This is a genomic window from Streptomyces spinosisporus, assembly GCF_022698145.1.
In the GTDB taxonomy this organism is placed as follows: Bacteria; Actinomycetota; Actinomycetes; order Streptomycetales; family Streptomycetaceae; genus Streptomyces; species Streptomyces spinosisporus.
Map to the genome: position 1 here is coordinate 102791 of NZ_JALDAX010000008.1, position 24674 is coordinate 127464.

The window sequence follows — 24674 nt, forward strand, 5'->3', positions numbered from 1 at the left end:
ACCGATTCGTCGACATCTGCGCCCGGCCGCGACAGGTGGCGCCGGGGCTCAGCCCACCGGCAGGACGAGGGCCGGGACGGTGCGCTGCATACGGAGGGCGTCGACAGACTCCGCCAGCAGTTCGTACTCGGTCGTCTCGTCGCACGTCGCGATCCGCACCAGGCGCCCGGCGGCCAACTGCTCGCCGACCAGCTCCTGTTGGGCGACATCGCCGCACCATGATCGAAGGACGGCGGGCACATCGGGGACGTCGTCGGCGACGGGGACGAGCGAGCCGGGCGGGAAGTGCTCCGCCTCCGGCTGCGGGTCGAGTCGGTCGGCGATCCAGATCGCACGGTCGCGCAGCCACCACAGGGCGAGGGCGAGGGTCGGGGCGCGGTAGGTGCCCAGTGGCACTCCGATGCGCTCGCCTCCGCAGGTGCCGTAGGCCGTTACGTGGCATAAGAACTCGTCGTGCACGTTTCTCTCCCCCGCTGATCGTTCGACTGTCGGCTGTCCTCGCTTTCGATGCGGCCCGGGTGCAACTCCTGCACACTCATGCGCTGTGAGTGATCGCGCCTTCGCTCCGCGTGAAGTCCCTTGACTGTTGAGTATGTTCACTACTGAAACACTGTCACCACGACTTTCCGGCCACTCTCCTGGCATATTCACAGGGGGTGTTGGCCGAAATCCTGCAGCCACCGCCATTACCCGAGGGGTAATCGACGGCGCCGGGCGCGGCCGGGCATGGTTGCCGTACCGGGTCGCCGAAGCGCGCATCCGGGTCCTGACCAGCACCGACCACCTCGATGGAGGCTGATCCGCCATGTCTGCGAACACCGACCGTTACGAGAACGCCGTCGCCCGTTACTTCGAGGCCTGGAACGCCGGCGGGTCCGAGGAACTGACGAAGGCGGTCGCGGCCGCCTGGACCGCGGACGGCACCTATACCGACCCGCTCGCCGACGTCACCGGGCACGAGCAGATCGCGGCCGTGATCACCGCGGCCCACGAGCAGTTCCCGGGTTTCGTCTTCCGCCCGAGCGGCGCCGTGGACGGCCACCACGACACGGCACGCTTCTCCTGGGAACTGGTCGCCGAGGACGGCTCGGCCCCCGTGGCGGGCTTCGACGTGATCACCCTGGACGCCGACGGCCGCATCAGGAACGTACTCGGCTTTCTGGACCGGGTGCCGGCCGGGGCCTGAGGGCCGCGAGTCCTCACGGGAGTCGCCCGCGGTGGTCGCATCAGGATCCGGTCACCGCGGGCGGCTTCCGTGAAGTCGACATGTCACCAAAGGCACTCGCCACGACGTCGCTCGGCAGGGCCCCTTCGGCAGGGCCCCTGTCGTCGATGGCTCTCCTCAGCGCGAGTCGGCCGGGGTCGCCGCCGGGGCAACCGCGGCACCCTTTCGCGGTATCGCTCGCTCGCCGGCGCTGCGGGTCAGGCGTATGCCGATCAGGGTGCACGCCAGACCGAGAGCGGCGGCGGCCAGCCAGGCCGCGCGGAAGTCCTGGCGCTGGGCCGGGCCGACATGCGAGCCGAGGATGGCGACCAGGACGGCGATGCCCACGGTGGCGGACATCTGACGCACGGAGTTGACCAGGGCCGATCCGGTGGCGGAGCGGTGCGCCGGCAGGGAGCTGACGCCCGCGGCCATCAGCGTGCCGATGGTCAGTCCGACGCCCACACCGCTGAGCAGCTGGCTGGGCAGCAGATCGAGCATGTAGTCGGGGGTCAGGGAGGCGAAGCAGGCCCGCCAGACCATCGCCGCGGCGAACAGCAGGCCGCCCGCGGTGATCAACGGCCCGTGACCGAGACGCTGCGCGGCGCGCGCCGTGAGCAGCGTGACGACCGGGACCAGGGCCGGCCCCGGCACCATGGCGACGCCGGTGCGCAGGGCGCTCCAGTGCCAGACCTCCTGGCACCACAGGACGTTGGACAGCAGCATGATGGCGAAGGCCACACCGAAGACGAACGTGCCCAGGCTCGCGGTACCGAACCCCGGCAGCCGCAGCAGACGCAGCTCGAACAAGGGGTGGCTGTGGTGCAGCGAGCGGAACGTGAAAGCGGTCGCGGTGACCAGCGTGACGGCGAACAGGGTGAGGGTTCCGGCACTCAACCACCCCCAGTCGGGCGCCTGCACAAGGGCTCCGGAGAGGGCAGCGACGGCGACGGTGACGAGCAGTGCGCCGAGCAGGTCCGGCAGACGCCCCTGCTCCCGCCGTACCGCGTGCGGCAGGACGCGGAGGCCGACCACGGCGGTGGCGATGCCGATGGGTACGTTGATCACGAACACCCAGCGCCAGTCGACCTGAACCAGCAGCCCCCCGGCCACGGGACCCGCAGCTGCCGCGAGCCCGCCGACGGCAGCCCAGTTGCGGGTGGCACGCGTGCGCCCCTCGACGGGCACGGTCGCCAGCAGGAGAGCCAGCGAGCTGGGCAGTTGGGCCGCGGCCCCTGCCGCCTGCACGGCCCGCGCCGCGACGAGCGTCCACAGGTCGGGGGCCAGGGCGCACGCGAGCGAGGCGAGGGTGAAGAGGGTCACCCCGGCCAGGAACACGGGCCGCGGTCCTATGCGGTCACCGGTACGGCCCGCGACCACCAGAAGCGCGGCCAGGGCGATGGCGTAGGCATTGAGCACCCAGGACAGGGAGTTGAGGGTCGCGCCGTGCCCGTGGGGCGGCGCGAACGCCTCGCCCATGGCGGGCAGGGCCACGTTGACGATCCACAGATCCAGATTCGTCATGAAGACCGCGAGCAGGATCACCACCGAGGCGGTGCGCTGCTTTGAAAACCATACCGACCGTGTCATGCGGACAGGGAAGCATGGCGTGCTTTGATATTCAAACCGTGATGACGTCTTCAGCTTTGGGATTCAAAGCACAGGGCGGATACTGGTCGGCGTGACGACACAACGCATCGATCCCGGTGAGGTGCCCGGGCGGCCCTGTTCGATCGCTGCCTCCCTTCAGGTGGTCGGCGACCGATGGGCGCTGCTCGCCATCCGCGAGGTCACGTTCGGCAACCACCGCTTCCGGCAGATCGCCAAGAACACCGGCGCCCCCACCGACCGCCTGTCCGCCCGTTTGAAGGGCCTGGTCTCGGCCGGGGTGATGGAACGCCGTCCGCTGCCCGACGAACCTCGCCACGAGGGCTACTACCTCACGGACGCGGGCCGTGACCTGGTCGGCGTCCTGCGCGAACTGCTGCGCTGGGGAGACCGCTGGATCACGACGTCCCCCTCGATGCGACTGCGCCACCACGATCACGAGTTCACCCCGCGTGCCGTGTGCGCACACTGCGGCGAGGCAGCCGATCGGGACGACGTCGAGCTCGAGGTGACCGCCGACGGCTGGACGCTGGAGGGTCCCAGCACACCGTAAGGAAAAGTGTGCGGTCTGCAAAAAACTACTAAATGGATCTTTTGCCTCACGGCTGTCACGTTGGAGAGGTGAAGAAGCGATCCGCATCCCCCCGGTTCCTCGCCCTCGCGGGCACCGTCCTGCTGTGGGCCTGCGCCTTCCCCGCCATCCGTGTGGGCGTGGCGGGGCTCGGCCTGGTCGCGCTGTCCTTCCTGCGGCTCGCCGTCGCGGCCGTCGCCCTGCTGGCCATGGCTCCGTTCGCCGGCGTACGCCTGCCGCGCAAGCGGGACCTGCCGCTGATCGGACTGTGCGGACTGACCGGCATGACCGCATACCAGGTGCTGCTGAACTGGGGGGAGGTGCATGTCGAGGCAGGCACGGCGAGCCTGTTGATCGCGATCGCTCCGGTGTTCAGCGTCCTCTTGGGCAGTGTGTTCCTGTCCGAGCGTCCGACCCGCAATGTCGTCCTCGGCAGCCTGATCGCCATCGCGGGCACCGCGGTCGTGACCCTGGCCGAGGGGTACTCCGGTTTCAGCCCGGCCTCGCTGGTGGTGCTGGCCGCCGCCGTCGTCCAGGGCGTGTACCACTTCGCCAGCAAGCCGCTGCTGAAGCACTACAGCGGACTGGAGGTGGCGACCTACGCGATGGTCGCTGGCACCCTCTTCGCCCTGCCCCTCGCACCCCGCGCGGTGAGCGCGACGGTCGGCGCCCCGGCAGACGCGCTGTGGTCCGCCGTGTTCCTGGGGCTGCTGCCTTCCGCGCTCGGCTTCGTCATCTGGGGGTACGCGGTCGCCCGTCTGCCTCTGGCGGCTTCCACGGCGGCTCTGTACCTGGTCCCGCCCGTGGCCCTCGTGGTTTCGTTCGTATGGCTGGGTGAGCGACCTCTTCCGCTCGAACTGGCCGGGGGCGCGATCACCGTGGCCGGGGTCGTCCTGATCAATCGCCGCAGGGCCGAAGAACCCGGGACAGACGTTGAGGCGGTCCCCCTGTCGGCGTCCGGCTCCGCGCGCGACGACACATGCACGGACGCGACGGGGAGCACGAGCGGTCGTGAGGATCGCAGGCCCACCGGCTCCCTCGCGCGGACGTCTCCGCGACACCACTGATGAGGTGCTCTTCATGCTCGATGTGCGACGGCTGCGGATGCTGCAGCACCTGGCGGCCTACGGGACGATCGCGGCGACAGCCGATGCGCTGCACCTGACCGGCCCGGCTGTGTCACAGCAACTGGCCGTGCTGGAACGCGAGGCCGGCGTGCCGGTGGTCGAGAAGCGGGGACGCACGCTGTGTCTGACCCCCGCCGGAGAACTCCTCGTGGCGCACGCCGAGGTGATCCTCGGCGACCTCGCCGCCGCGGAGTCCGATCTCGCCGCGCTCAAGGGCGGGCACCACGGGGTGCTGCGCGTGGCTGCTTTCGCCTCGGTCGCACGCACCTTGCTGCCCCACGTGTACCGGGCGCTCTCCCGGCACGAGGACGGGACGGCACCCACGCTGACCCTCCGGCTGGACGAGCAGGAACCGGACCAGGCGCTGGAGGCCCTGCGGAAACACCGGACCGACGTGGTCGTGGCCCACAGCTACACGGTGCTGCCCCGGAACTTCCCGCACCACAGTCAGCAGGAGTTCCTCATGGAGGATCCGGTGGTGCTGTGCGTGCACCCGGAACGGGCCCGCAGCCTCGGCCTCTCACCCGGTCAGCCCGCCGACCTCGCCCGGCTCGCCGACGACCCATGGCTCACGCCGGGCCCCGACACCTCCTGCTACGAGATGATCCAACGGGCCTGCGGAGCAGCCGGGTTCGTACCTGACATCCGGGTCCGCAGCAGCGACTTCTCAGTACTGCTGACCCTCGTCGCCGCACATGCCGGCGTCGCCCTGGCCCCTCGCCTCGCCGTCCCCGAACCTCATGACGGCGTCAGCCTGCACCCCCTGCTCGCACCGGTCGCCCGCACCATCTGCACCGTCGTTCGCCCCGGCACGGCGCGCAACCCGGACGTACACCAATTCCGCTCTCTCCTCGAACAGGCAGCAGCCCGGCACGGGTCGCCGCCGACAGCGGACTCATGACCGCAGCCGAGCGTCACGTTCCTCGGTCCTGGCCGCCTCCCTGTAACGCCGCGGCGCAACACCCATCGCCCGCTTGAAGGCGTTGCTGAAGGCGCTCTCCGAGGTGTAGCCAACGGAGCGGGCGAGGGAGGCGACGGGGGTCGTGTCCTGGCGCAGGGCTCGGGCGGCCAGGCTCATCCGCCAGTTCATCAGGTAGGACAGGGGCGGCACTCCGGCCGCCTCCTTGAACCGTACGGCGAAGGTGGTGCGGGACATCGCGGCGGCCCCGGCCAGCTCCTCCAGCTGCCAGGGGTGCGCCGGGTCGCCGTGCATCAGACGCAGGGCGGGGGCGAGCCGGGCGTCGGCGAGGGCGCGCAGCCAGCCCGCGGGCAGCCCGTCGGCCTCGGTGAGACAGACCCGCAGCACCTGGACGAACACGAGCTGGGCGAGCTGGTCCGAGGCGAACTCCCCACCGGCGCGGTGCGGTTGCATCTCCTCGGTCAGCTGCCCGATCAGCCAGCGCAGCGCGGGTGCCTCGGCCGCGTCGGCGCGCACATGGATCATCTCGGGCAGCGCCCGGCGCAGCAGCTCGCCGCTGTCCCGGCTCAGGTCGATGTGCCCGGAGACGCACATGACGTCCTCGACCTCTCCCCCGCCGAGCCGTGCCATGCCGGTCTCGGGGTCCACGGCGACGTCGGCCGAGTCGACCGGCTCGGGGCCGGGTTCGCTGCACATCACGTACGCCTGCCGGCCGTCGGAGACGACGACGTCGCCCTCGGACAGCTTCAGCGGCTCCCCGCCGTCCTCGCGGACGAGCAGACAGCCGCCCCGCACCACCGCGTTGACCTTGAGCCTGTCGCGTCCGCGCAACCGGATCGCCCAGGACCCGCCGGCCGTGAAGCCGCCGGAGAACACGCTGCGGGCATCGGCGACGGCCAGGGCGTCGGAGAGGGGATCCGCGGACATGCTCGAACTATCACGCAAGTAATGCGGATTCTCAAGTATTCATCGTACGGAATCGCGGACCTACGGTGGCGTGGACGGCTCATTCAGAGGAGTTACCCACCATGACCACCGCACAGCATCCCCTGCCCTCCGGCTTCGGCGCCGCGAGCACCGCCGAGGAGGTGATCAAGGGCATCAACCTGACCGGCAAGGTCGCCGTCGTCACCGGCGGCTACTCCGGCATCGGCCTGGAGACGGCCCGCGTCCTGCGCTCGGCGGGCGCCGAGGTCGTCGTACCGGCGCGCGACCTCGAACGCGCACAGGACGCGCTGAAGGATGTGCCCGGTGCCGAGGTCGAGTACATGGACCTGCTGGACCCGGCGTCGATCGACGCCTTCGCGGAGAAGTTCCTGGCCTCCGGGCGCCCGCTGCACATCCTGGTCAACAGCGCCGGCATCATGGCGACCCCGCTGACCCGCGACGCCCGCGGCTACGAGACGCAGTTCGCCACCAACCACCTGGGCCACTTCCAGCTGGTGAAGCGCCTGTGGCCGGCGCTCGTCGCGGCCGACGGCGCGCGCGTCGTGTCGGTGTCCTCGCGGGGCATCCGGTTCGGCGACGTCGACTTCGACGACCTGCACTTCGAGCACCGGACCTACGAACCGTTCCTCGCCTACGGCCAGTCGAAGACCGCCAACGCGCTGTTCGCCGTGGAGCTGGACCGGCGCGGGCGGACCGAGGGCATCCGGGCCTTCTCCGTGCACCCGGGCACCATCATCGACACCAATCTCGCCAAGCATCTGCCCGCCGAGGCCTTCCGCGCGGCCGGGGCCGTGGACGCCGAGGGACGGACCGTCCGCGACCCCTCCCGGCAGCTGAAGACGATCCCGCAGGGAGCGGCCACCAGCGTCTGGTGCGCCACCAGCGCGCGGCTCGCCGGTATGGGCGGGGTCTACTGCGAGAACTGCGACGTCAGCCCCCTCGTGTCGGCCGAGGAGGAGGCCGCCTGGCGTGCCGGGGCCGAGACCCCCGGTGTGCTGCCCTACGCCGTCGACCCAGAGGCGGCGGCCCGCCTCTGGGAGGTCAGCGAACGACTGCTCACACGGTGACGATCTCGTCGATGCGGGCCAGCTCGTCGGCGTCGAAGTCCAGGTTGCGGGTGGCCGCGACGCTGTCCTCGATCTGCTGCGCGCTGCTCGCACCGACCAGCGCCGAGGTCACCCGGCCGCCGCGCAGCGCCCAGGCCAGGGCCAGCTGGGCCAGGGTCTGACCGCGGCCCTTGGCCAGGTCGTCGAGGGCCCGCAGCCTGCCCACCAGTTCCTCGGTGACCGCGTCCGAGTTCAGGAAGGGACTGTCGCTCGCCGCCCGCGAACCCTCCGGGATGCCGTCGAGGTAGCGGGAGGAGAGCAGGCCCTGCTCCAGCGGGGAGTACACGATCGAGCCGACCTGCAGCTCGTCGAGGGCGTCCAGGAGGCCCTCGGTCTCCGGGCGGCGGTCGAGCATCGAGTAGCGCGGCTGGTGGATCAGCAGCGGGGTGCCCAGCTCGTCGAGGATGCGGGCGGCCTCGCGGGTCTGCTCCGCCGAGTAGTTGGAGACGCCGACGTAGAGCGCCTTGCCCTGCTGCACCGCCGAGTGCAGGGCGCCCATCGTCTCCTCCAGGGGAGTGTCCGGGTCGTGGCGGTGGGAGTAGAAGATGTCCACGTAGTCCAGGCCCATCCGCTTAAGGCTCTGGTCCAGCGAGGACAGCAGGTACTTGCGGGAGCCGAACTCGCCGTACGGCCCGGGCCACATCCGGTAGCCGGCCTTGGTGGAGATGACCAGCTCGTCGCGGTGGCCGGTGAAGTCCGCCTTCAGGGCCTCGCCGAGGGCGGACTCGGCGGCGCCGGGCGGCGGGCCGTAGTTGTTGGCCAGGTCGAAGTGGGTGACGCCGAGGTCGAAGGCGCGGCGCAAGATGGCCCGCTGGGTCTCGACCGGACGGTCGGGACCGAAGTTGTGCCAGAGGCCGAGCGAGATCGCGGGGAGCCTCAGGCCGCTGCGTCCGGTGCGCCGGTAGGGCATGTCCGCGTAACGGTCGGGGTGTGCGGTGTACAACGCGACTCCAGAGGGGTTGGCACACGAGATTCCGGTTCCGGGAACTGCCGGGAAACCGGTACCCACTCTCGCGCGACCTGCGGCCAGTGGTCCAACAGGAGAATGCGATGGAACTCAGCGGCTAGGCTTCTCAATCGTGGAACTTCGTCATCTTCAGCACTTCGTCGCGGTCGCCGAGGACCAGCACTTCACCCGGGCAGCGGAACGGCTGATGGTGTCCCAGTCGGGGCTGTCGGCCTCGATCCGCGCGCTGGAGCGGGAGTTGCAGACCCCGCTCTTCGTGCGCACCACCCGCCGGGTCACGCTCACGGAGGCCGGGCGGGCGCTGCTGGGCGAGGCGGAACGGATCCTGGCGCAGGTGCGCTCGGCGCACGAGGCGGTCGCCGCCGTGCAGGGCGTCCTGCGCGGGACGCTGTCTCTCGGCACCGAGCAGTGCATCGCGGGAGTCCATGTGGCGGGGCTGCTCGCCGCCTTCCGTCGGATGCACCCGGACGTGGAGATCCGGCTGCGGCAGGAGGGCTCGGGCGCGCTCGCGGAGGAGGTCGCGGCCGGGCGCCTGGACCTCGCCTTCGCCTACCGCACGCAGGCCGACACCGACCAGCTGCGCTCGGTCTCGCTGACCGGCGAGCCGATGACCGTGCTGTGCCACCCCTCCCACCGGCTGGCGACCGGCGGTGCGGCGGTCACGCCGGACGACCTCGGCGGTGAGGTGTTCGTGGACTTCCATCCGGACTGGGGACCGCGCCGCACCACGGACGCGGCCTTCGCCGAGGCCGGCGTGCGGCGCACCGTCGCGCTGGAGGTCAACGACGTGCACAGTCTGCTGGACCTGGTCGACGAGAACCTCGGCATCGCCGTCGTGCCCCGGCACTTCCGGCACAAGCGCGAGTCGCTCAGCGCGCTGCCCGTGAAGGGCACCGGCGAGACCGTCTACGAGACTGTGGCCCTGCTGCCGCCGCCGCAGGCGACCAGTCCGGCGGCCCGGGCGCTGATGTCGCTTCTCCAACAGGGGACGCACGAGGCGCCGTAATGCGCGATGGTGGATGGATGCATGCCAAGGACATCCTCATCGACGCGTTCAACCGCATCCAGGAAGAAGTCCACTCCGCCGTCGAGGGACTCGAACCGGACGTGCTCAACGCCCGCCCCTCGCACGACGCCAACTCCATCAGCTGGCTCATCTGGCACCTCACCCGCGTCCAGGACGACCACATCGCCGATGCCTTCGGGCTTGACCAGGTCTGGCTCACGCAGGACTGGCACAAGCGCTTCGGCCTGGATATGCCGCCCCGGGACACCGGCTACGGCCACAGCTCCACCAAGGTCGGCAAGGTGCGGGTCGACTCCGGCACCCTGCTGACCGGCTATTACGACGCCGTCCACGAGCAGACGCTCGGCGCGCTGCGCGATCTCGCCGCCAAGGATCTGGAGCGCGTGGTCGACGAGCGCTGGGACCCGCCGGTCACCCTGGGCGTACGGCTGGTCAGTGTCCTGTCCGACGATCACCAGCACGTCGGACAGGCCGCCTATGTACGGGGACTGCTGCAGAGCGCGGCTTCGTAGCCCGGCAGGACGACGTCCTCGATGAGGGCCCTGCGCTCGCCGAACGGGATGAACGCGCTCTTCACGGCGTTCACTGTGACCGTGCGCAGGTCCTCGGTCGTCCAGCCCGCCTGCTCCACCAGCAGGGACATCTCACGCGTCATCGTCGTGCCCGACACCAGCCGGTTGTCGGTGTTGAGGGTGACCCGGAAGCCGAGGTCCTTCAGCTCGGTGATCGGGTGCTCGGCGATCGAAGTGGCCGCGCCCGTCTGGAGGTTGGAGGTCGGGCACATCTCCAGCGCGACACGGCGGTCGCGGACCCAGCCCGCGAGCCGTCCGAGCTTGCCGTCCACGATGTCGTCCGTGATGCGCACGCCGTGCCCGATGCGCTGGGCGCCGCACACCTGCAGTGCCTGGTGGACGCTGGGCAGGCCGTGGGCCTCGCCGGCGTGGATGGTGAACGGCACGCTCTCGCGGCGCAGGTGCTCGAAGGCGTCGAGGTGGTCGGCGGGCGGGAAGCCGTCCTCGGCGCCCGCGATGTCGAAGCCGACGACGCCGGCGTCGCGGAAGGCGACGGCGAGGTCGGCGGTCTCGCGCGTGCTGTCGAACATCCGCATGCCGCACAGCAGGGTGCCGACGCGGACCGGCGTGCCCGCGGCCGCCGCCTTCGCCATACCCGCCCCGAGCCCTTCCTGGACGGTCTCGACGACCTCCGCCAGGGTGAGCCCGCCGTTCAGCATCAGCTCGGGGGCGTAGCGCACCTCGCCGTACACCACGCCGTCCGCGGCCAGGTCGAGGACGTACTCCTCGGCGGTGCGCAGCAGGCCCTCGCGGGTCTGCATCACCGCGAGGGTGTGCTCGAAGGTGGCGATGTAGCGGACCAGGTCACCGGAGTTGGCCGCCTCGAAGTACCACGCGGCCAGCTCGTCCGGATCGGTGGTGGGCAGGGCGTGGCCGACCGCTGCGGCGAGCTCCACCACGGTGGCGGGGCGCAGGCCGCCGTCGAGGTGGTCGTGCAGGACGGCCTTGGGGAGGCGGCGGATCACATCGGCGTCTACGCGCGTAGCGGTCATGGCGGGGTCTTTCGTCGAGCGGGGTGGTTGGGGGACGGGGTTGGTCTTCGCCGGCCCGGGGAACCGGGTCCGGGCGGCGGGAGGAGCGGTCAGCCGGCGGGCTGGAGCAGGTCCCAGCGATTGCCGTAGAGGTCTTGGAAGACGGCGACCGAGCCGTACGGCTCGTGGCGCGGCTCCTCCAGGAAGGTCACGCCGGCGGCGAGCATCCGGGCGTGATCGCGAGCGAAGTCGTCGGTGTGCAGGAAGAACCCGACGCGCCCGCCGGTCTGGTCGCCGACCCGGGCGCGCTGCTCGTCACCCTTGGCCCGGGCGAGCAGCAGCGCGGTGCCCTGATCGCCCGGCGCGACGACGACCCAGCGGGAGCCGTCGGGGCGCGGGCTGTCCTCGACGAGGTGGAAGCCGAGGGCTTCGGTGTAGAAGCCGATCGCCTCGTCGTAGTCGTCGACGACGAGGGTGACCAGGGCGACGTGTCTCATCGGGGCCTTCCGGGAGGGGCGATTGACGGGAGAGGTTATACGTAAAACCCTTCGGGCGCCAGCCGGATGCGCCCCGGGGCACGGCTCGGCCGGAATCGCTCGTCCTAGGTCCCGGGTACGAGCCGGAGCCGGGCCCCGGACCGACGCGCGGGACCGTTGCGGGCGGCTAGCGTTCACGGGCATGAAGATCGACACGTCGCCGCGCGATCCCCGGCAGCGCAGACAGGACGTCCTGCGCCGGCTGGACGAGGAGATCGACATCTGGGTGGCCTCAGCGGACGTCGACGGTCTGCCGTGTCTGGTTCCGCTCTGGTTCGTGTGGCACGACGCGTCCGTGTGGCTGGCGACGCGGACGACCAATCCGACCGGCCGCAATCTGAGCGCCGGGCGCCGGGCCCGGCTGGCGCTCGGGGACACCCGTGACGTGGTGCTCATCGACGGCGACGTGGAGGCCTGGGGCCTTGAGGAGGTGCCGGATGCGGCGGCCGAGGCGTTCCTCGCCAAAACGGGCTGGGATCCGCGGCGGGACAGCGCGTCGTACGCCTTCTTCCAGGTCCGTCCGCGCGCGGTGCAGGCCTGGCACGAGCAGCGCGAACTGCCCAAGCGGCATCTCATGAAGGACGGCGCCTGGCTGGTGTGAGGCGGCCACCCGGGGGGCGCGGCTCGGCCGCCCGGGTGGGTGTCCGTCAGCGGTTGGTGAGGACCATCCGGAAGCGGGCGCGGCCGGAGAGCATCTTCTGGTACGCCTCGTCGACCTGCTCCAGCGGCACGACCTCCGTCATCGGACGGATGCCGTGCAGGGCGCTGAAGGCCATGGTGTCCTGCACGTCCTGGGCGGTGCCGGACGGGTGGCCGCGGATGACCCTGGCGCTCATCAGCAACTGGTTGGGGTTGATGCCGAGCGGTTGGGCGTCGGCCCCGATGACGACCAGCTCGCCGCGGGGCGCCAGTCCGTCGAAGGCGGCGGTGATGGCGTCGGAGTTGCTGGCGGTGGCGACGACGACCTTGGCGCCGCCGAGAGACTGCAGCGCCTCCGCGACGGGGGTGTCCGCGGTGCTGTCGATGTAGTGGTGGGCGCCGAGCTGCTTGGCGAAGTCGGCCTTGTCGGCTCCGCGGGCGATGCCGACGGTCTCGAAGCCCATCGCGACGGCGTACTGCACGCCCAGGTGGCCCAGTCCGCCGAGGCCGAGCACGGCGACCAGGTCGCCCGGCTGTGCGGAGCTGCGCCGCATCCCGTTGAACACGGTGACGCCCGCGCAGGCCATGGGGCCCGCGTCGGTCGCAGAGAGGGCTTCGGGAATGCGGGCCAGCGCGTCGACGGGCGCGATCATCGACTCGGCGAAGCCGCCGTCGTAGGCCCAGCCGGGCACCTTCAGGGTGTCGCAGACGATGAAGTCGCCCTGCCGGCACCGGGTGCAGTGGCCGCAGCTGCCGCCGAACCAGCCGACGGCCACCCGGTCGCCGACCTGCCAGCCCATGTCCGCCGCGCCGTCGCCGAGCTCCTCGATCCGCCCGGCGTTCTCGTGTCCGGGCACGACAGGGAAGCGGACTCCCGGCAGCAGGGCGTTCACGAAGGCGGCGTCGCTGTGGCAGATCCCGCAGGCCTCCACGGCGATCCGCACATGGCGCGGGCCCGGCCGCGGCACTTCACGCTCGACGATCCGCAGGGGTCCGCCGGCGGTGTCGACCTGGGCGACTCGGTAGGTACTCATCTGCGTCTCCCGAAGGGTGCGGAATGCTCCTGAACCAGCACACCAGCTGCAGCCGGGTCGCGCGCGCCGAGACGCCGCGACGTCGACACGACCGACCCACGTACGCCTTCTACTCCTCCTTCAGCCCCGGGGGAAGCTCTCGCACCGGGCGCTCGCAGACCGGTGTCAGTCCGCCGCGCGGCGCAGCGCGTCCAGTCGTGTCGCCTCCCCGGCGGTCAGCCGCAGCGCGCTGCCGCGACGTTCTCCGCAGGTGTGCCAAGTGGCCGGCATCGCGGCTGGCGCATGCACCAGAAGCTCTCGCACCGGGCGCTCGCAGACCGGTGTCAGTCCGCCGCGCGGCGCAGCGCGTCCAGTCGTGTCGCCTCCTCCTCCGTCAGCCGCAGGGCGCCGGCTGCGATGTTCTCGGTGAGGTGGGCGGGGTTGCCGGTGCCGGGGATGGCGAGGACGTGGGGGCCCTGGTGGAGGGTCCAGGCGATGCGGATCTGGGCGGGGGTGGCGTCGTGGGCGCGGGCCACCGCGAGGAGTTCTTCGTCGTGTGTGTCGGCGGCGGGCTGCGCCGCGCGCTTGCCGGCGATGGCGTAGAAGGGCACGAAGGCGATGCCCTGTTCCCCGCAGATGCGCAGGACCTCGTCGGTGGCCGGGTTGCGGGAGTCCAGGCCGTAGCGGTTCTCCACGGACACCACCGGCGCGATCGCCTGCGCCTCGGCGAGGTGGCGAGGCTCGACGTCGGACAGGCCCAGATGCCGGATCAGGCCCGCCTCACGCAGTTCGGCCAGCGCGCCGAAGTGCTCGGCGACGCACTCCTGGCGCATCCGGCGCAGATAGACAAGGTCGAGATGGTCCCGGCCGAGCTGGCGCAGGTTCTCCTCCACGTGTCCGCGCAGTTGGTCGGGGCGGGCGGAGGTGCCCCACTCGCCGTGGTAGTCGCGGTAGGGACCGACCTTGGTGGCGATGAGCAGGTCGTCCGGGTACGGGGCCAGCGCGCTGTTGATGATCTCGTTGGCGGAGCGCAGCTGCGAGAAGTAGAAGGCGGCCGTGTCGATGTGGTTGACGCCGAGCTCGATCGCCTTGTGCAGCACGGCGATCGAGCGTTCCCGGTTGCTCGGCGTGCCGAGGTGGAAGGCGGCGGAGCCCGTCAGCCGCATCGCTCCGAAGCCGATGCGGTTGACGGTCAGGTCGGCGAGCTTGAAGGTGCCCGCGGCGTCCGCGGTGATCGTTTCGGTGGTCATCGGCGGAGTTTCGCACACCCCGCGCCGTGCGCCGTGCGGACTTTACGGATACGTGTAGGTGTTCAGTTCCGTGACGGCGGAGGCCGGGTCACCGAGGTCGTAGTGGTCCACGGCCAGGAAGTTGGGCTTCTTGCGGGCGGCCGGCAGGCAGAACCGCCGGGCGCGGTCGGCCAGTTTGGTGTTGTCCGTCGAGGCCGTGCCGGCGATGGCCGCGTCCCGGAAGTGGTTCATGACGAAGAGCGGGCGGAATCCGGGTTCCGTGCGGGTCAGCGGGATGTTGGTGTTCGCGTCGTACCACCGGCTGTAGCAGGACCAGTCGGAGGAGCCGACGCCCGCGCCCATGGACCAGTAGTTCTCCACGGTCCACTCCCGCTGGTACATGACGCCGAAGCTGTCCCGGGTCAGTCCCGCCGACTCGTCCGCCGAGCGGCTGTGGTCGGTGAAGATCAGCAGCCGCTGACCGGCCGCGATCAGGTCGACCATCTTCGGCCAGCCGTTCTGCCGTCACCGGTCCGGTCGGGCCGGTAGAGGACGTCGGACAGACCGTTCACGCGGGCGAGTTCGGACCGCAGCACTTCGGGGTCGACGTAGTCCTCCAGGAACACGGTGACGAACTGGTCGGGGTGCGTCTCGAGGAAGTCGACCATGCGCTGGAGGTCGACCCACAGGGCGACCGGCCTGCTGACCAGGGTGCAGCTGTTGTGGCAGAGGATCGCGCCGTCCGGGGTCTGGTGGATGTCCAGCATGAATCCGCGGACCCCGTCGGCGAGGTGCCGGTCGATGCCGCGTGTCTGGTTCGGGACGAGGTTGACGAAGGGCGGGGCGAAGCCGCCGTCGACGCCGTTGGCGTAGGCGTTGTGGGCGGTGAGGAACGTGACCTGGTCGAGGGTGCGTCGGTCCTGCGGGGGCATGGGGTTCGTCGCCGGGGCGACGGGGGTGAGGTACCAGGTGGCGAGGGTGCCCGAAGCGCCGATCGCCAGCTGGGCCGGGTAGGTGGCGCCGGAAGGCTTGTCCGCCACGGTCAGGTAGCGCTCGGCCCCGGGCACTTTGAGGGTGTGACGGTCGGCTCCGACGGGGGTCAACTCCCAGGCCGCGTCGGGGTCGGTGCAGGCGACGGTGCGGGCCTGGTCGCCCGAGCGGCCGAGGCAGCTGCCGGTCGCGTCCGTGCTTTCGAGGACGTACGACGATCCGCTCGCGGCGAGGCGCCACTGCTGGTGGTCCTCGTCGCCCTTGGGTCTGTGCTGCTCGACGGCGCCCGCGTTGTCGGCCGCGTCGAGTCCGGTCGTGGCGCTCTGCAGGTAGTAGGTGCCCGGTGCCGGGACCGTCGTGGTCGCACCGGCCGGAAGCGGGACGACCGCGGCGGCGAGCGCCGCGGTCGTCGCGAGCAGGACGTGGGGGGTGCGCATGGTGATGCCCTTCCGAGGGAGGTCGGAATGAACAGGTGCATGACACCATGGCGCAGAAAGCGGGATCAGCAGTAGAGGTTGTCGCCCGGGGAGACGCCGAGGATCTGGGTGAACTTCTGGTAGGCGTCGACCCGGCTCTGCACCTGCGCGGGGTTCTTGCCGTCGCACTCCAGCGAGCCGTTGATGGAGCGGATGGTCTGGCCGAAACCGGCGCTGTTGACCATGGCGTTGTGCGGGGTCATGGTGCCGGGTCCGGACTGGGTGTTCCAGTACCACAGGCCCGTCTTCCAGGCCACGGACGCGTTCTGCTCCACCTGGTACGGGTTGTTGAGCAGGTCGATGCCCAACGCGTCGCCCGCCGCCTTGTAGTTGAAGTTCCACGACAGCTGGATCGGCCCGCGGCCGTAGTAGGCGGCCTGTCCGGCCGGGCAGCCGTAGGGCTGGCTCGCGTCGCAGTAGTGCGGGTAGTTGGAGGTGTTCTGCTCCACGACGTAGACCAGCCCGCCGGTCTCGTGGTTCACATTGGCCAGGAAGGCGGCCGCCTCCTGCTTCTTCACCGTGTCGCTGCCGGTGTTGGCGAAGCCCGGGTACGCACTGAGCGCATCCGTCAGACCGCTGTAGGTGTAGAAGGAATTCCTGTTCGGGAACATCTGGTTGAACTGCGACTCGCTCACCACGAAGCCGGCGGCCGAGGCCGAGGGGGCCGGCTGGAGCGCCACGACGGCGCCACCGAGGGCGAGCGAGGACAGGATTGCGGCGATGCGGCGCCTCACAACACATCAACTCCTCTACGGAGCACGGCCGCACCCGGCGAGGGGTACGGCCGTGGTGGGGGGTGTGAAGGCACACTCAACCGCGTTGGTCTGTACCAGTCAAGGGTGTAGACCAGTCAATCACTGTTCCCGATCCGAAATGTGCACACAGGCGCCCGTCGTGCCGTGCACGACGGGCGCCCGAAAGAGACAAGTTCCGCTCGAATCGGCCCTGTTGGGTCAGCCGGCGTCCTCGGAGGCCGTGTAGGCGGCCGTGGTGCGGTCCGCCGCCTCGCGCGCCGTCTTCTCCTCCTCGCCGCCCGCGACATTGGCCGCGTACCAGGCCTCGCTGCTGTCCGTCATGAACCGGCGCCCCTCGTCCGAGCCCATCCAGGCCATGAACTTCTTCGGGTCGACGGGTGCCCCGCCGCTCGCCAGGTGCAGCGACAGCCCCCGCACCATCAGGTCCCACCCGACCCCGACCGCACCCGGACCGAACTCCGCCCACTTGGTGTCGTCGACATGGGCGATGTGGTCCAGCTCGAAGCGGGTGCCGCCCTCCTCGGGTGTCAGCCGGAGCTCGATCCAGCTGGTCTCCCCGCCGTACTCCCAGGTCGCGGAGAAGCTCTTGGGCGGATCGCAGTGCTCGATCACCCCACCGGCGTTGCCCTCCAGCTGGTAGCGGCCGCCCAGTCGCAGCTCCCCCGACACCGGCAGCAGCCAGCGCGGGATGCGCTCGGCGTTCGTGCAGGCGTCCCACACGTCGTCGAGGGGCGCGTCGTAGGACCTGCTCACGGTCACCACGCGCGCCTCCCCGCCTTGAAGGTGCGCCTGCCGACCTGTCGGCGTACGTCGTTGATGTCGTGGGTCACGTCGGTCATGGGGTACTCCTCGGGGTTTCGTCGGCGCCGCCGAGCCGGCGCGCGCGCCTGCCGCGGGCCAGTTCGGTGGCCAGTGCGTCCAGATGCGGGGTCCAGAAGCGGCGGAAGCGGTCGAGCCAGGCGTCTATGTCCTGCAGCGGCTCCGCGTTGACCGCGTACAGCCGCCGGGCCCCCTGCGGGCGCACGGTCGCGAATCCGTTCTCGCGCAGCACTTTCAGATGCTGCGACACCGCGGGCTGGGAGATCCCGAACTCCTCCCCTATGACCTCGCAGACCGAGCCTGAGGTCATCTCCCCGTCGGCCAGAAGCTCCAGAATCCGCCGGCGCACGGGATCGCCGAGCACATCGAAGGCGTGCATGCGGCCCAACATATCAGCTGTCACTTATATAAGCGACAGCTGATGAAACCACGTGAGGACCGGCCGCTCAGCGCAGCGGCTTCTCCAGCACCGCCTTGCGGTGGCTGAACGTCTCGATCGAGTAGCGGCCGTGGTAGTTGCCCATGCCGCTCTCCCCCACGCCGCCGAACGGCAGGTCGGAGACGGTGAGATGGGCGAGCGGCAGGCCGTGGCCGATGCCGCCCGAGGAGGTCTCGGCGGCGATCCGGCCCCGGGTCTCGTCCGACTCGGAGAACACGTACAGGGCCAGCGGCTTGTCGCGGTCGTTGATGAAGCCGATCGTCGCGTCCAGGTCGGGCACGGTCACGACCGGCAGGACAGGGCCGAAGATCTCCTCCCGCATGACGGGCGCCTCTGGGTCGACGTCGGCCAGCACGGTCGGCGCGATGTACTTCGTCGTACGGTCGCTGTCGCCGCCGACGACGACGCGGCCCGAGTCGAGCAGGCCCACGAGCCGGTCGAAGTGGCGTTCGTTGACGATCCGGCCGTACTCGCCGCAGGCCTCCGGGTCGGTGCCGTAGACGGATTCGACGGCACGGGCGAGCCTCGGTTCGAGGGCGGCGGCCGTCTCCGGGTCGGTCAGGACGTAGTCGGGGGCGACACAGGTCTGGCCCGCGTTGAGGAACTTGCCGCGCACCAGCCGGTCGGCGACGACGTCGAGGTCGGTGCCGCGGTCGACGAACGCCGGTGACTTGCCGCCGAGTTCGAGGGTGACCGGGGTGAGGTGCTCGGCGGCGGCACGCAGGACGACACGGCCGACCGTGCCGTTGCCGGTGTAGAAGATGTGGTCGAACCGCTCGGCCAGCAGGGCCGTGGTCTCCGGGATGCCGCCCTCGACGACGGCGACCGCGTCGGTGTCGAGGTGGGCGCGCAGCAGGCGGGCGAGCACCGCAGAGGTGGCGGGCGCCATTTCGCTGGGCTTGACGACCACCGCGTTGCCCGCGGCGAGCGCCCCGACCAGCGGGGTGAGCAGCAGCTGGGCGGGGTAGTTCCAGGGCGCGATGACGAGGACGACGCCGAGCGGGTCGTACTGCGTCCAGGCGCGCGCGTCCGTGCCGAGGTGGGCCGGGACCGGGGCGGACTCGGGGCGCAGCCAGTCGGCGAGGTGGTCCAGGGTGTGGTCGATCTCGCGGATCGTGAAGCCGATCTCGGTGCGCCGGGACTCGGCGGAACTCTTGCCCAGGTCGGCATGGAGGGCGGCGGCGAGGTCCGGGCCGTTGTCCGTGAGCATCTCGCGCAGCCGGTGCAGCTGCGCGGTGCGCCGCTCGACGGGCTTGGTGCGGCCGGTGCGGAAGGTGGCGCGCAGCCGGGCCACGACATCGGCGGGCTGCTCGGGGGCGGGGTGGTTCACGGTGCCTCACGGGTGGGGTGGTCCATCGGGTGTATATGCCAACCTTTCACCCACCCACATAAATTCCCCGCCTCATTCGCCGACCAGTTCCCGCTTCCGGCGGTCCAGATAGCCGCGTTCGGCGGCGCTGTCGCTGCGCGCTATGGCCTCCTCGTACGCCTGCACCGCCTCGGTGTCGCGGCCCAGGCGGCGCAGCAGGTCGGCGCGGACCGCGTGGAAGACGTGGTACGCGTCGAGGTCCAGGGGGTCGACGAGAGCCAGGGCCTGTCCCGGGCCCTCGGTCTCCGCCACCGCGACGGCCCGGTTCAGGGCCACGACCGGACTCGGCGCGACGGTCAGGAGCTGGTCGTACAGCCGCAGGATCTGGCTCCAGTCGGTGGCGTCCGCGGTGGCCGCGACGCTGTGCACCGCCTGGATGGCGGCCTGGATCTGGTACGGCCCGGGCCGGCCCCGGCGCAGACAGCGGTGCACCAGCGACTGCCCCTCGGCGATCAGCTCGCCGTCCCAGCGGGCCCGGTCCTGCTCGGGCAGCGGTACGAGTCCGCCGTCGCCGCCCCGGCGCGCGTCGCTGCGCGAGTCGACGAGCAGCATCAGCGCGAGCAGGCCCACGGCCTCGGGCTCGTCCGGCATCAGATCGGCCAGCAGCCTGCCGAGGCGTACGGCCTCCGCGGTCAGCTCGGGTGTGCCGTCGTAGCCCTGGTTGAAGATCAGGTAGACGACGGCCAGGACGCCCTTGAGCCGGTCCGGGAGGTCGGCGTCGCGGGGCACGCGGTACGGGATCCGGGCGTTGCGGATCTTGGCCTTGGCGCGCACGATGCGCTGGGCCATGGTCGGCTCGGGCACCAGGAACGCGCGGGCGATCTGCGGGGTGGTGAGCCCGCCCAGCAGCCGCAGCGTCAGCGCGACCTGGGCCTGGGGGGCGAGGGCGGGATGGCAGCAGGTGAAGATCAGCCGGAGCCGTTCGTCGCGCACGGGACCCTCCTCGGGCGGTGCGTCGGCGGAGTGCAGCAGGAGAGCCTCGGCGTGCCGCTCGTCGCGTTTCGCCTCCCGGCGCAGCCGGTCGATCGCACGGTTGCGTGCGGTGGTGATGATCCAGCCGGCCGGGCTCGGCGGGACGCCCGTGTGCGGCCACTTCTGCAGGGCCGTGATGAAGGCGTCCTGCACCGCCTCCTCGGCGAGGTCGATGTCGCCGAGGAGGCGGACGAGGACCGAGACCGCGCGTCCGTACTCGGCACGGAACGCGGCCTCGACCTCCGGGGCGTCGGGCATCAGTGCTGGTCCACGAAGGGCCGCACCTCGATGGGCAGGGTGGTGGCCCGCACGGCCTTCCTGCCCCATTCCAGGGCCGCGTCCAGATCGGGGGCCTCGATCAGGCAGAGCCCGCCGAGATACTCCTTGCCCTCGGCGTACGGCCCGTCGGTGATCAGCACGTCGCTCCCCGAGGGGCGCAGCATGGTGGCGGTGTCCGGGCCGTGCAGACCGCCGGCGAAGACCCAGGCCCCGGCGTCGCGCAGTTCCTGGTTGAACGCCTCCACGTTGCGCATGATCTCGCCGAGCTCCGCCTCGGACGGGGGCTGTCCGTCGGCCGGCGTGACCACGCTGAGCAGGTAGTGCGTCATGACGTCCTCCTTGGTGTCCCTGTTCTCTCACCTCCTACACGAACGGCGCACCCCCGGATCGACACCGCGCACGAGGAGACCGGGAGAATCTTCCGCATGGCCGTCGCACCGCACCCTCTCGTCTCCGCCGCCCGGTCCCTCGCCGAGGACGTCCTCGCCCCGAACGCGGCGCGGGTCGACCAGGAGGGCGTGCCCGTCAGTCATGTCGAGGCCCTCCGGCGTGCGGGGCTGCTGGGGGTGTCCGCGCCCGAGGAGTACGGCGGAGCGGGTGCGCCCGATGCGGTGGCGCGGGAGATCGCCGAGATCCTGGCCGGGGCCTGCTGCTCGACATGGTTCGTGCAGACCCAGCACCACACGCCGGTGAGACTGCTCGCGCGGGCCGAACTCCCGGTGCGCGAGCGGCTGTTGCGTCCGCTGGCGACCGGCGAGCTGATGGCCGGGATCGCGTTCGCGCATGTGCGGGCCTTTCCCCGGGTGCCGGTGCGGGCGCGGGCCGAGCGGGGCGGCTGGCGCTTCGACGGCACGGTGCCCTGGTACACGGGCTGGGGGCTCAACGACGTGATGCTGCTGGCCGGTGTGACCGAGGCGGACGAGGTGGTGTTCGCCTTCACCGACGCGCGCGAGCAGCCGGGGCTGCGTCCCTCGCCCCCGATGCGGCTGGCGGCGCTGACGGCGGCCCGCACGGTGACGCTGGAGCTGGACGGCCTGTGGCTGCCCGACGAGTCGGTGGTGTTGCGCACGCCGCAGAAGGAGTTCGCCCTCGTCGACCGGCCCCGCAACACCAACGCCTCCCCCGCCGTCTTCGGGGTCGCCGAGGCCGCGCTCCGCGTGCTGGACGAGGCCGGGGAGACCCGGACCGCACACGGCCTTCGCGGCCGTCTCGACGAGGTGCGGCGGCAGGCGTACGAGTTGGCCGAGCACCCCGTGCCGCACGAGCGCATCGAGGAGCGGCTGACGCTCAAGACCCGGGCCTACGACCTCATGCGCGCGGCCACGACCGCGGCGATCGTGGCCGGGAGCGGCCGTGCCCTGCGACTCGACGGCACCGCCCAGCGCCTGGCCCGCGAGGGGATGTTCCTGCTGGTGCAGGGGCAGACGTCCGACGTGCGCCGGGCCCATCTCGCCGCCCTGGCACAGATCTGATGCGCACGCCGCACGGTCCGGCCCACGGTGACGGAACGACGGTATCGACAGTCCCCACCGCCTACCGGCGCAAGGAGCAGTGGCTGCTGCATGCCGTCCCCGGCCGACGAGAAGCCAGGTCTTCTTCGGCGGCAAGGTGTGACGCGACGCTACGACGTCTGTGCCGTCCGCTCGGCGGTCGGGTGCCGCCACAGTCCCTGTGCGGCCAGGCGCGGCAGGACGCCCTCGCCGAACCAGTACGCCTCCTCCAGGTGCGGGTAGCCGGAGAGCACGAACTCGTCGATGCCCAGGGCGTGGTACTCCTTGATCCGTTCGGCGACCTCGTCGTGGCTGCCGACCAGGGCGGTGCCCGCCCCGCCGCGCACCAGGCCGATGCCGGCCCACAGATTGGGGTGGATCTCCAGTCGGTCGCGACTGCCGCCGCCGTGCAGGGCGAGCATGCGCCGCTGTCCTTCGGACTCGCTGCGGGCGAGGCCCTCCTGGACCGACTGCACGGTCCGTTCGTCGAAGCCGTCGAGGAGCCGGTTCGCCTCCGCCCAGGCCTGCTCGGAGGTGTCGCGGGTGATGACGTGCAGACGGATGCCGAAGCGCAGGGTGCGCCCTTCCGCGGCTGCCAGGCCCCGTATCCAGGCGATCTTCTCGGCGACCTGGGCGGGCGGCTCGCCCCAGGTGAGGTAGGCGTCGACGTGCTTGGCGGCGATCTCTCCGGCGACGGGCGAGGAGCCGCCGAAGTACACGTCGGGGACCGGGTCGGGCAACCGGGCCAGCCTCGCGTCCTCGACCCGCAGGTGCTCGCCGTGCAGATCGACGGACTTGCCCTCCCACAACTCCCGTACGATCTGCAGGAATTCACCGGTACGCCGGTACCGCGCGTCCTTGTCGAGGAAGTCGCCGTAGGCCCGCTGCTCACGGCTCTCGCCGCCGGTGACGACGTTCAGGAGCAGCCGTCCGCCGCTCTGGCGCTGGAAGGTGGCGGCCATCTGGGCGGCCAGCGTGGGTGAGACGAAGCCGGGCCGGAAGGCGACCAGGAACTTCAGGCGTTCCGTGTGCCGGCTGACCATGGCGGTGGTCAGCCAGGCGTCCTCGCACCAGGCGCCGGTCGGGGTGAGCGCACCCACGAATCCCAGATCCTCGGCGGCACGGGCGATCTGGCTCAGATAGGCGACCGTCGGCGGCCGGTCCCGTCCGGAGGCGGTGGCGGGGGTGCCGTGGCCGCCGCCGACGACATGGCGGCTGTCGCCGTTGGTGGGCAGGAACCAGTGGAAGGTGAGGGACACGTGGGGTCTCCGATCAGGGCGTCGCTACGGGAGGCCGTGGAGGGGGCGTCCGGTTGCCGTTCGGGACGTACCGGCACCCGGTGTTCAGCTCGCCGCCGCCAGCAAAGGGGTGCGGCTCAAGGCCGCCGAGAACTGGTCCACGACCTGGGCAAGGGCCTCACCGGCGGCCGGCGCGACGGTGAGGGAGCCGTCCTCGTGCACGGTGATGTCCTTGTCGAGGGTGAACCAGCCCTGCACGATGTGGCCCGCCCCCATGGAGCTGAGCACCGGGCGCAGCGCGTAGTCGATGGCCAGGACATGGGCTGTGGACCCGCCGGTGGCGAGCGGCAGCACGGTCTTGCCGATCAGGGCGTACTGCGGGAGCAGATCGAGCAGCGCCTTCAGGACTCCCGAGTACGAGGCCTTGTAGACGGGCGTGCCGACGACCACGCCGTCGGCTTGCGCGAAGAGCTCGGTGGCCTCGGTGATCGCGGGGTGCCGGAGGTCCGCGCCGAGCAGGGCCTCGGCGGGGACGGTGCGGACGTCGAGCGGGATCACCTCGTGGCCCTGGGCGAGCAGCCGCTGATCGAGGTGGCGCAGCAGCCGGTTGGTGCGGGAGGAGGCGGAGGGGCTGCCGGAGACGGACAGGACGGTGGCCATGGGTCCTCTTTCGGGGGGCAGTCGCGCTCGCGCCCCTCACGCGTATTGCACGGAGGCGCGGGACATGCGGAACTCCTGTTGCGGAAGTTTTCGGGCACGCCGAATTCACCGAGGGAATGCACAGGGAGCGCGCCGCGGAGAAAAGCGGGGCGCGTCGAATTCAGGCGGGAAATCGAAGAAGGCGCGGCGGACGCCGGGAGTCGGTCAGGCCGCGGGGCGACAGGAGGCGCTGGAGACGCGTGCGAGGTCGACATGGCGTCGCCGCGTGAGGTCCAGTCGCATGGTCATGCCGTCGATCGTGGCAGCCGCGGTGGAAAACCGTCAAGGCAGCCTGGAATTGATCTCGTATTGCGGACCGGCGGAATGCAGGACGGCGTTCAGTCGTCGTCGCCCGCCGGGACCACCACGAGGAACGCGTCGGACTTCAGGTCCATGACGACCGTCGCGGACTCACCCTCGGCCCGGCGCTGAGCCGCGTACTCCTCCGCCGGCCACGATCCGCGAGGAGAACCCGCGGGAAACCGCTCCAACACCTTCGCGCCCATACCGGCCGACACCTCCATGGTGAATCTCTGTCCTTGCACGACCTCTGTCGTGGAATCCGGATGCCCGTGATCCGGCCCGGCATGTCCTGGCGGCGCCCGGGATCGCCCTGGCTCCTCGCAGCGTGAGGGAGTGGTGATCGACCGGCGCAGGGGTACTCGGCAGATCTCACACCGCCCCCTTCCGATACAGCGGCGGCTGCCGTGG

General features: G+C 71.0%; 27 protein-coding genes and 1 pseudogene. 9 read left to right on the forward strand and 19 right to left on the reverse strand.

Features of this window, described 5'->3' with window-relative positions; translation table 11 throughout:
• Window positions 1-48: 48 nt before the first annotated feature.
• The gene (locus MQN93_RS21870; RefSeq protein ID WP_242710899.1) at window positions 49-459 is read right to left on the reverse strand and encodes a hypothetical protein; all 411 of its coding nucleotides are present in this window, start codon (window positions 457-459) and stop codon (window positions 49-51) included.
• A gap of 346 nt (window positions 460-805) precedes the next feature.
• Between MQN93_RS21870 and MQN93_RS21875 the strand changes: the two genes are divergently transcribed.
• A complete protein-coding gene (locus MQN93_RS21875) occupies window positions 806-1186 on the forward strand; it encodes a nuclear transport factor 2 family protein (RefSeq protein WP_242710900.1) in 381 nt (126 codons plus the stop codon).
• 156 nt (window positions 1187-1342) lie between these two features.
• On the opposite strand, the gene MQN93_RS21880 is transcribed toward MQN93_RS21875, so the two are convergent.
• A complete protein-coding gene (locus MQN93_RS21880; RefSeq protein WP_242710901.1) occupies window positions 1343-2794 on the reverse strand; it encodes an MFS transporter in 1452 nt (483 codons plus the stop codon).
• Between the two features lie 91 nt (window positions 2795-2885).
• Here MQN93_RS21880 and MQN93_RS21885 point away from each other — a divergent pair, with 91 nt between their 5' ends.
• The 3 genes from MQN93_RS21885 (at window position 2886) to MQN93_RS21895 (ending at window position 5411) form a co-directional block, all read left to right on the forward strand.
• Window positions 2886-3365, forward strand: a complete 480-nt coding sequence (locus MQN93_RS21885) for a winged helix-turn-helix transcriptional regulator (RefSeq protein ID WP_242710902.1) — start codon at window positions 2886-2888, stop codon at window positions 3363-3365.
• A gap of 68 nt (window positions 3366-3433) precedes the next feature.
• Entirely contained in the window at window positions 3434-4450 is a 1017-nt protein-coding gene (locus MQN93_RS21890) for a DMT family transporter (RefSeq protein ID WP_242710903.1), read from the forward strand.
• A 13-nt stretch (window positions 4451-4463) separates the two neighbouring features.
• Complete coding sequence (locus MQN93_RS21895) at window positions 4464-5411, forward strand: LysR family transcriptional regulator (RefSeq protein WP_242710904.1); 948 nt, start codon at window positions 4464-4466, stop codon at window positions 5409-5411.
• Here the strand turns inward: MQN93_RS21895 and MQN93_RS21900 are convergent.
• Window positions 5406-6356, reverse strand: coding sequence for an AraC family transcriptional regulator (locus tag MQN93_RS21900; protein WP_242710905.1), 951 nt, complete (start codon window positions 6354-6356; stop codon window positions 5406-5408). The two genes, MQN93_RS21895 and MQN93_RS21900, sit on opposite strands and share 6 nt — an antisense overlap.
• Before the next feature lie 101 nt (window positions 6357-6457).
• On the opposite strand from MQN93_RS21900, the gene MQN93_RS21905 reads away from it, so the two are divergent.
• A complete protein-coding gene (locus MQN93_RS21905; protein WP_242710906.1) occupies window positions 6458-7444 on the forward strand; it encodes an oxidoreductase in 987 nt (328 codons plus the stop codon).
• On the opposite strand, the gene mgrA is transcribed toward MQN93_RS21905, so the two are convergent.
• Window positions 7434-8426, reverse strand: a complete 993-nt coding sequence (mgrA, locus tag MQN93_RS21910) for an L-glyceraldehyde 3-phosphate reductase (RefSeq protein ID WP_242710907.1) — start codon at window positions 8424-8426, stop codon at window positions 7434-7436. The two genes, MQN93_RS21905 and mgrA, sit on opposite strands and share 11 nt — an antisense overlap.
• 136 nt (window positions 8427-8562) lie before the next feature.
• Here mgrA and MQN93_RS21915 point away from each other — a divergent pair, with 136 nt between their 5' ends.
• Window positions 8563-9456 (forward strand): LysR family transcriptional regulator, encoded by an 894-nt coding sequence (locus tag MQN93_RS21915; protein ID WP_016433254.1) that lies wholly within the window; start codon window positions 8563-8565, stop codon window positions 9454-9456.
• A gap of 17 nt (window positions 9457-9473) precedes the next feature.
• Window positions 9474-9989, forward strand: a complete 516-nt coding sequence (locus MQN93_RS21920) for a mycothiol transferase (protein ID WP_242710908.1) — start codon at window positions 9474-9476, stop codon at window positions 9987-9989.
• Here the strand turns inward: MQN93_RS21920 and MQN93_RS21925 are convergent.
• Both MQN93_RS21925 and MQN93_RS21930 read right to left on the reverse strand, forming a co-directional pair.
• The gene (locus MQN93_RS21925) at window positions 9953-11041 is read right to left on the reverse strand and encodes an adenosine deaminase (protein ID WP_242710909.1); all 1089 of its coding nucleotides are present in this window, start codon (window positions 11039-11041) and stop codon (window positions 9953-9955) included. The genes MQN93_RS21920 and MQN93_RS21925 overlap by 37 nt on opposite strands.
• Window positions 11042-11130: 89 nt before the next feature.
• Entirely contained in the window at window positions 11131-11517 is a 387-nt protein-coding gene (locus MQN93_RS21930; protein ID WP_242710910.1) for a VOC family protein, read from the reverse strand.
• Window positions 11518-11698: 181 nt separating this feature from the next.
• Here MQN93_RS21930 and MQN93_RS21935 point away from each other — a divergent pair, with 181 nt between their 5' ends.
• On the forward strand, window positions 11699-12157 hold the full coding sequence (locus MQN93_RS21935) for a pyridoxamine 5'-phosphate oxidase family protein (protein WP_242710911.1): 459 nt from the start codon (window positions 11699-11701) through the stop codon (window positions 12155-12157).
• 46 nt (window positions 12158-12203) lie between these two features.
• Here MQN93_RS21935 and MQN93_RS21940 read toward each other — a convergent pair whose 3' ends face one another.
• The 9 genes and pseudogenes from MQN93_RS21940 to MQN93_RS21980 all read right to left on the reverse strand — a co-directional run bounded on the left by MQN93_RS21940 (window position 12204) and on the right by MQN93_RS21980 (window position 20865).
• Window positions 12204-13229 carry an alcohol dehydrogenase gene (locus tag MQN93_RS21940; RefSeq protein WP_242710912.1) on the reverse strand — a complete coding sequence of 342 codons (1026 nt, stop codon included), beginning with the start codon at window positions 13227-13229 and terminating at the stop codon, window positions 12204-12206.
• A gap of 323 nt (window positions 13230-13552) precedes the next feature.
• The gene (locus MQN93_RS21945; protein WP_242710913.1) at window positions 13553-14458 is read right to left on the reverse strand and encodes an aldo/keto reductase; all 906 of its coding nucleotides are present in this window, start codon (window positions 14456-14458) and stop codon (window positions 13553-13555) included.
• A gap of 42 nt (window positions 14459-14500) precedes the next feature.
• Window positions 14501-15864 (reverse strand): annotated as a pseudogene (locus MQN93_RS21950) (phosphoinositide-specific phospholipase C-related protein).
• A 65-nt stretch (window positions 15865-15929) separates the two neighbouring features.
• Window positions 15930-16637 (reverse strand): chitinase, encoded by a 708-nt coding sequence (locus MQN93_RS21955; protein ID WP_016433262.1) that lies wholly within the window; start codon window positions 16635-16637, stop codon window positions 15930-15932.
• Between the two features lie 219 nt (window positions 16638-16856).
• Window positions 16857-17417, reverse strand: coding sequence for an SRPBCC family protein (locus tag MQN93_RS21960; RefSeq protein ID WP_242710914.1), 561 nt, complete (start codon window positions 17415-17417; stop codon window positions 16857-16859).
• Between the two features lie 76 nt (window positions 17418-17493).
• The gene (locus MQN93_RS21965) at window positions 17494-17856 is read right to left on the reverse strand and encodes an ArsR/SmtB family transcription factor (protein WP_016433264.1); all 363 of its coding nucleotides are present in this window, start codon (window positions 17854-17856) and stop codon (window positions 17494-17496) included.
• Window positions 17857-17923: 67 nt separating this feature from the next.
• The gene (locus MQN93_RS21970; protein ID WP_016433265.1) at window positions 17924-19246 is read right to left on the reverse strand and encodes an aldehyde dehydrogenase family protein; all 1323 of its coding nucleotides are present in this window, start codon (window positions 19244-19246) and stop codon (window positions 17924-17926) included.
• A 72-nt stretch (window positions 19247-19318) separates the two neighbouring features.
• Window positions 19319-20515, reverse strand: coding sequence for an RNA polymerase sigma factor (locus MQN93_RS21975; protein WP_242710915.1), 1197 nt, complete (start codon window positions 20513-20515; stop codon window positions 19319-19321).
• Window positions 20515-20865 carry a YciI family protein gene (locus MQN93_RS21980; RefSeq protein ID WP_242710916.1) on the reverse strand — a complete coding sequence of 117 codons (351 nt, stop codon included), beginning with the start codon at window positions 20863-20865 and terminating at the stop codon, window positions 20515-20517. The genes MQN93_RS21975 and MQN93_RS21980 overlap by 1 nt, the downstream gene beginning before the upstream one ends.
• A 96-nt stretch (window positions 20866-20961) precedes the next feature.
• Here MQN93_RS21980 and MQN93_RS21985 point away from each other — a divergent pair, with 96 nt between their 5' ends.
• Complete coding sequence (locus MQN93_RS21985; protein WP_242710917.1) at window positions 20962-22008, forward strand: acyl-CoA dehydrogenase family protein; 1047 nt, start codon at window positions 20962-20964, stop codon at window positions 22006-22008.
• A gap of 149 nt (window positions 22009-22157) precedes the next feature.
• Here MQN93_RS21985 and MQN93_RS21990 read toward each other — a convergent pair whose 3' ends face one another.
• The 4 genes from MQN93_RS21990 to MQN93_RS22000 form a co-directional block, all read right to left on the reverse strand.
• Window positions 22158-23285, reverse strand: a complete 1128-nt coding sequence (locus MQN93_RS21990; protein ID WP_242710918.1) for an LLM class flavin-dependent oxidoreductase — start codon at window positions 23283-23285, stop codon at window positions 22158-22160.
• 84 nt (window positions 23286-23369) lie between these two features.
• On the reverse strand, window positions 23370-23924 hold the full coding sequence (gene ssuE / locus MQN93_RS21995; RefSeq protein ID WP_242710919.1) for an NADPH-dependent FMN reductase: 555 nt from the start codon (window positions 23922-23924) through the stop codon (window positions 23370-23372).
• A gap of 204 nt (window positions 23925-24128) precedes the next feature.
• Window positions 24129-24212, reverse strand: a complete 84-nt coding sequence (locus tag MQN93_RS44400; protein ID WP_361374499.1) for a putative leader peptide — start codon at window positions 24210-24212, stop codon at window positions 24129-24131.
• Between the two features lie 89 nt (window positions 24213-24301).
• On the reverse strand, window positions 24302-24469 hold the full coding sequence (locus tag MQN93_RS22000; RefSeq protein ID WP_505016694.1) for a DUF8839 family protein: 168 nt from the start codon (window positions 24467-24469) through the stop codon (window positions 24302-24304).
• Between the last annotated feature and the right edge of the window lie 205 nt (window positions 24470-24674).

Excerpts from the sequence above, each read along its gene's own strand:
- MQN93_RS21875 (WP_242710900.1), top strand. The coding sequence starts at position 806 with ATGTCTGCGAACACCGACCGTTACGAGAACGCCGTCGCCCGTTACTTC.
- MQN93_RS21880 (WP_242710901.1), bottom strand. The coding sequence starts at position 2,794 with ATGACACGGTCGGTATGGTTTTCAAAGCAGCGCACCGCCTCGGTGGTG.
- MQN93_RS21895 (WP_242710904.1), top strand. The coding sequence starts at position 4,464 with ATGCTCGATGTGCGACGGCTGCGGATGCTGCAGCACCTGGCGGCCTAC.
- MQN93_RS21900 (WP_242710905.1), bottom strand. The coding sequence starts at position 6,356 with ATGTCCGCGGATCCCCTCTCCGACGCCCTGGCCGTCGCCGATGCCCGC.
- MQN93_RS21905 (WP_242710906.1), top strand. The coding sequence starts at position 6,458 with ATGACCACCGCACAGCATCCCCTGCCCTCCGGCTTCGGCGCCGCGAGC.
- MQN93_RS21920 (WP_242710908.1), top strand. The coding sequence starts at position 9,474 with ATGCATGCCAAGGACATCCTCATCGACGCGTTCAACCGCATCCAGGAA.
- MQN93_RS21925 (WP_242710909.1), bottom strand. The coding sequence starts at position 11,041 with ATGACCGCTACGCGCGTAGACGCCGATGTGATCCGCCGCCTCCCCAAG.
- MQN93_RS21930 (WP_242710910.1), bottom strand. The coding sequence starts at position 11,517 with ATGAGACACGTCGCCCTGGTCACCCTCGTCGTCGACGACTACGACGAG.
- MQN93_RS21935 (WP_242710911.1), top strand. The coding sequence starts at position 11,699 with ATGAAGATCGACACGTCGCCGCGCGATCCCCGGCAGCGCAGACAGGAC.
- MQN93_RS21940 (WP_242710912.1), bottom strand. The coding sequence starts at position 13,229 with ATGAGTACCTACCGAGTCGCCCAGGTCGACACCGCCGGCGGACCCCTG.
- MQN93_RS21945 (WP_242710913.1), bottom strand. The coding sequence starts at position 14,458 with ATGACCACCGAAACGATCACCGCGGACGCCGCGGGCACCTTCAAGCTC.
- MQN93_RS21965 (WP_016433264.1), bottom strand. The coding sequence starts at position 17,856 with ATGCACGCCTTCGATGTGCTCGGCGATCCCGTGCGCCGGCGGATTCTG.
- MQN93_RS21975 (WP_242710915.1), bottom strand. The coding sequence starts at position 20,515 with ATGCCCGACGCCCCGGAGGTCGAGGCCGCGTTCCGTGCCGAGTACGGA.
- MQN93_RS21980 (WP_242710916.1), bottom strand. The coding sequence starts at position 20,865 with ATGACGCACTACCTGCTCAGCGTGGTCACGCCGGCCGACGGACAGCCC.
- MQN93_RS21985 (WP_242710917.1), top strand. The coding sequence starts at position 20,962 with ATGGCCGTCGCACCGCACCCTCTCGTCTCCGCCGCCCGGTCCCTCGCC.
- ssuE (WP_242710919.1), bottom strand. The coding sequence starts at position 23,924 with ATGGCCACCGTCCTGTCCGTCTCCGGCAGCCCCTCCGCCTCCTCCCGC.
- MQN93_RS44400 (WP_361374499.1), bottom strand. The coding sequence starts at position 24,212 with ATGACCATGCGACTGGACCTCACGCGGCGACGCCATGTCGACCTCGCA.
- MQN93_RS22000 (WP_505016694.1), bottom strand. The coding sequence starts at position 24,469 with ATGGGCGCGAAGGTGTTGGAGCGGTTTCCCGCGGGTTCTCCTCGCGGA.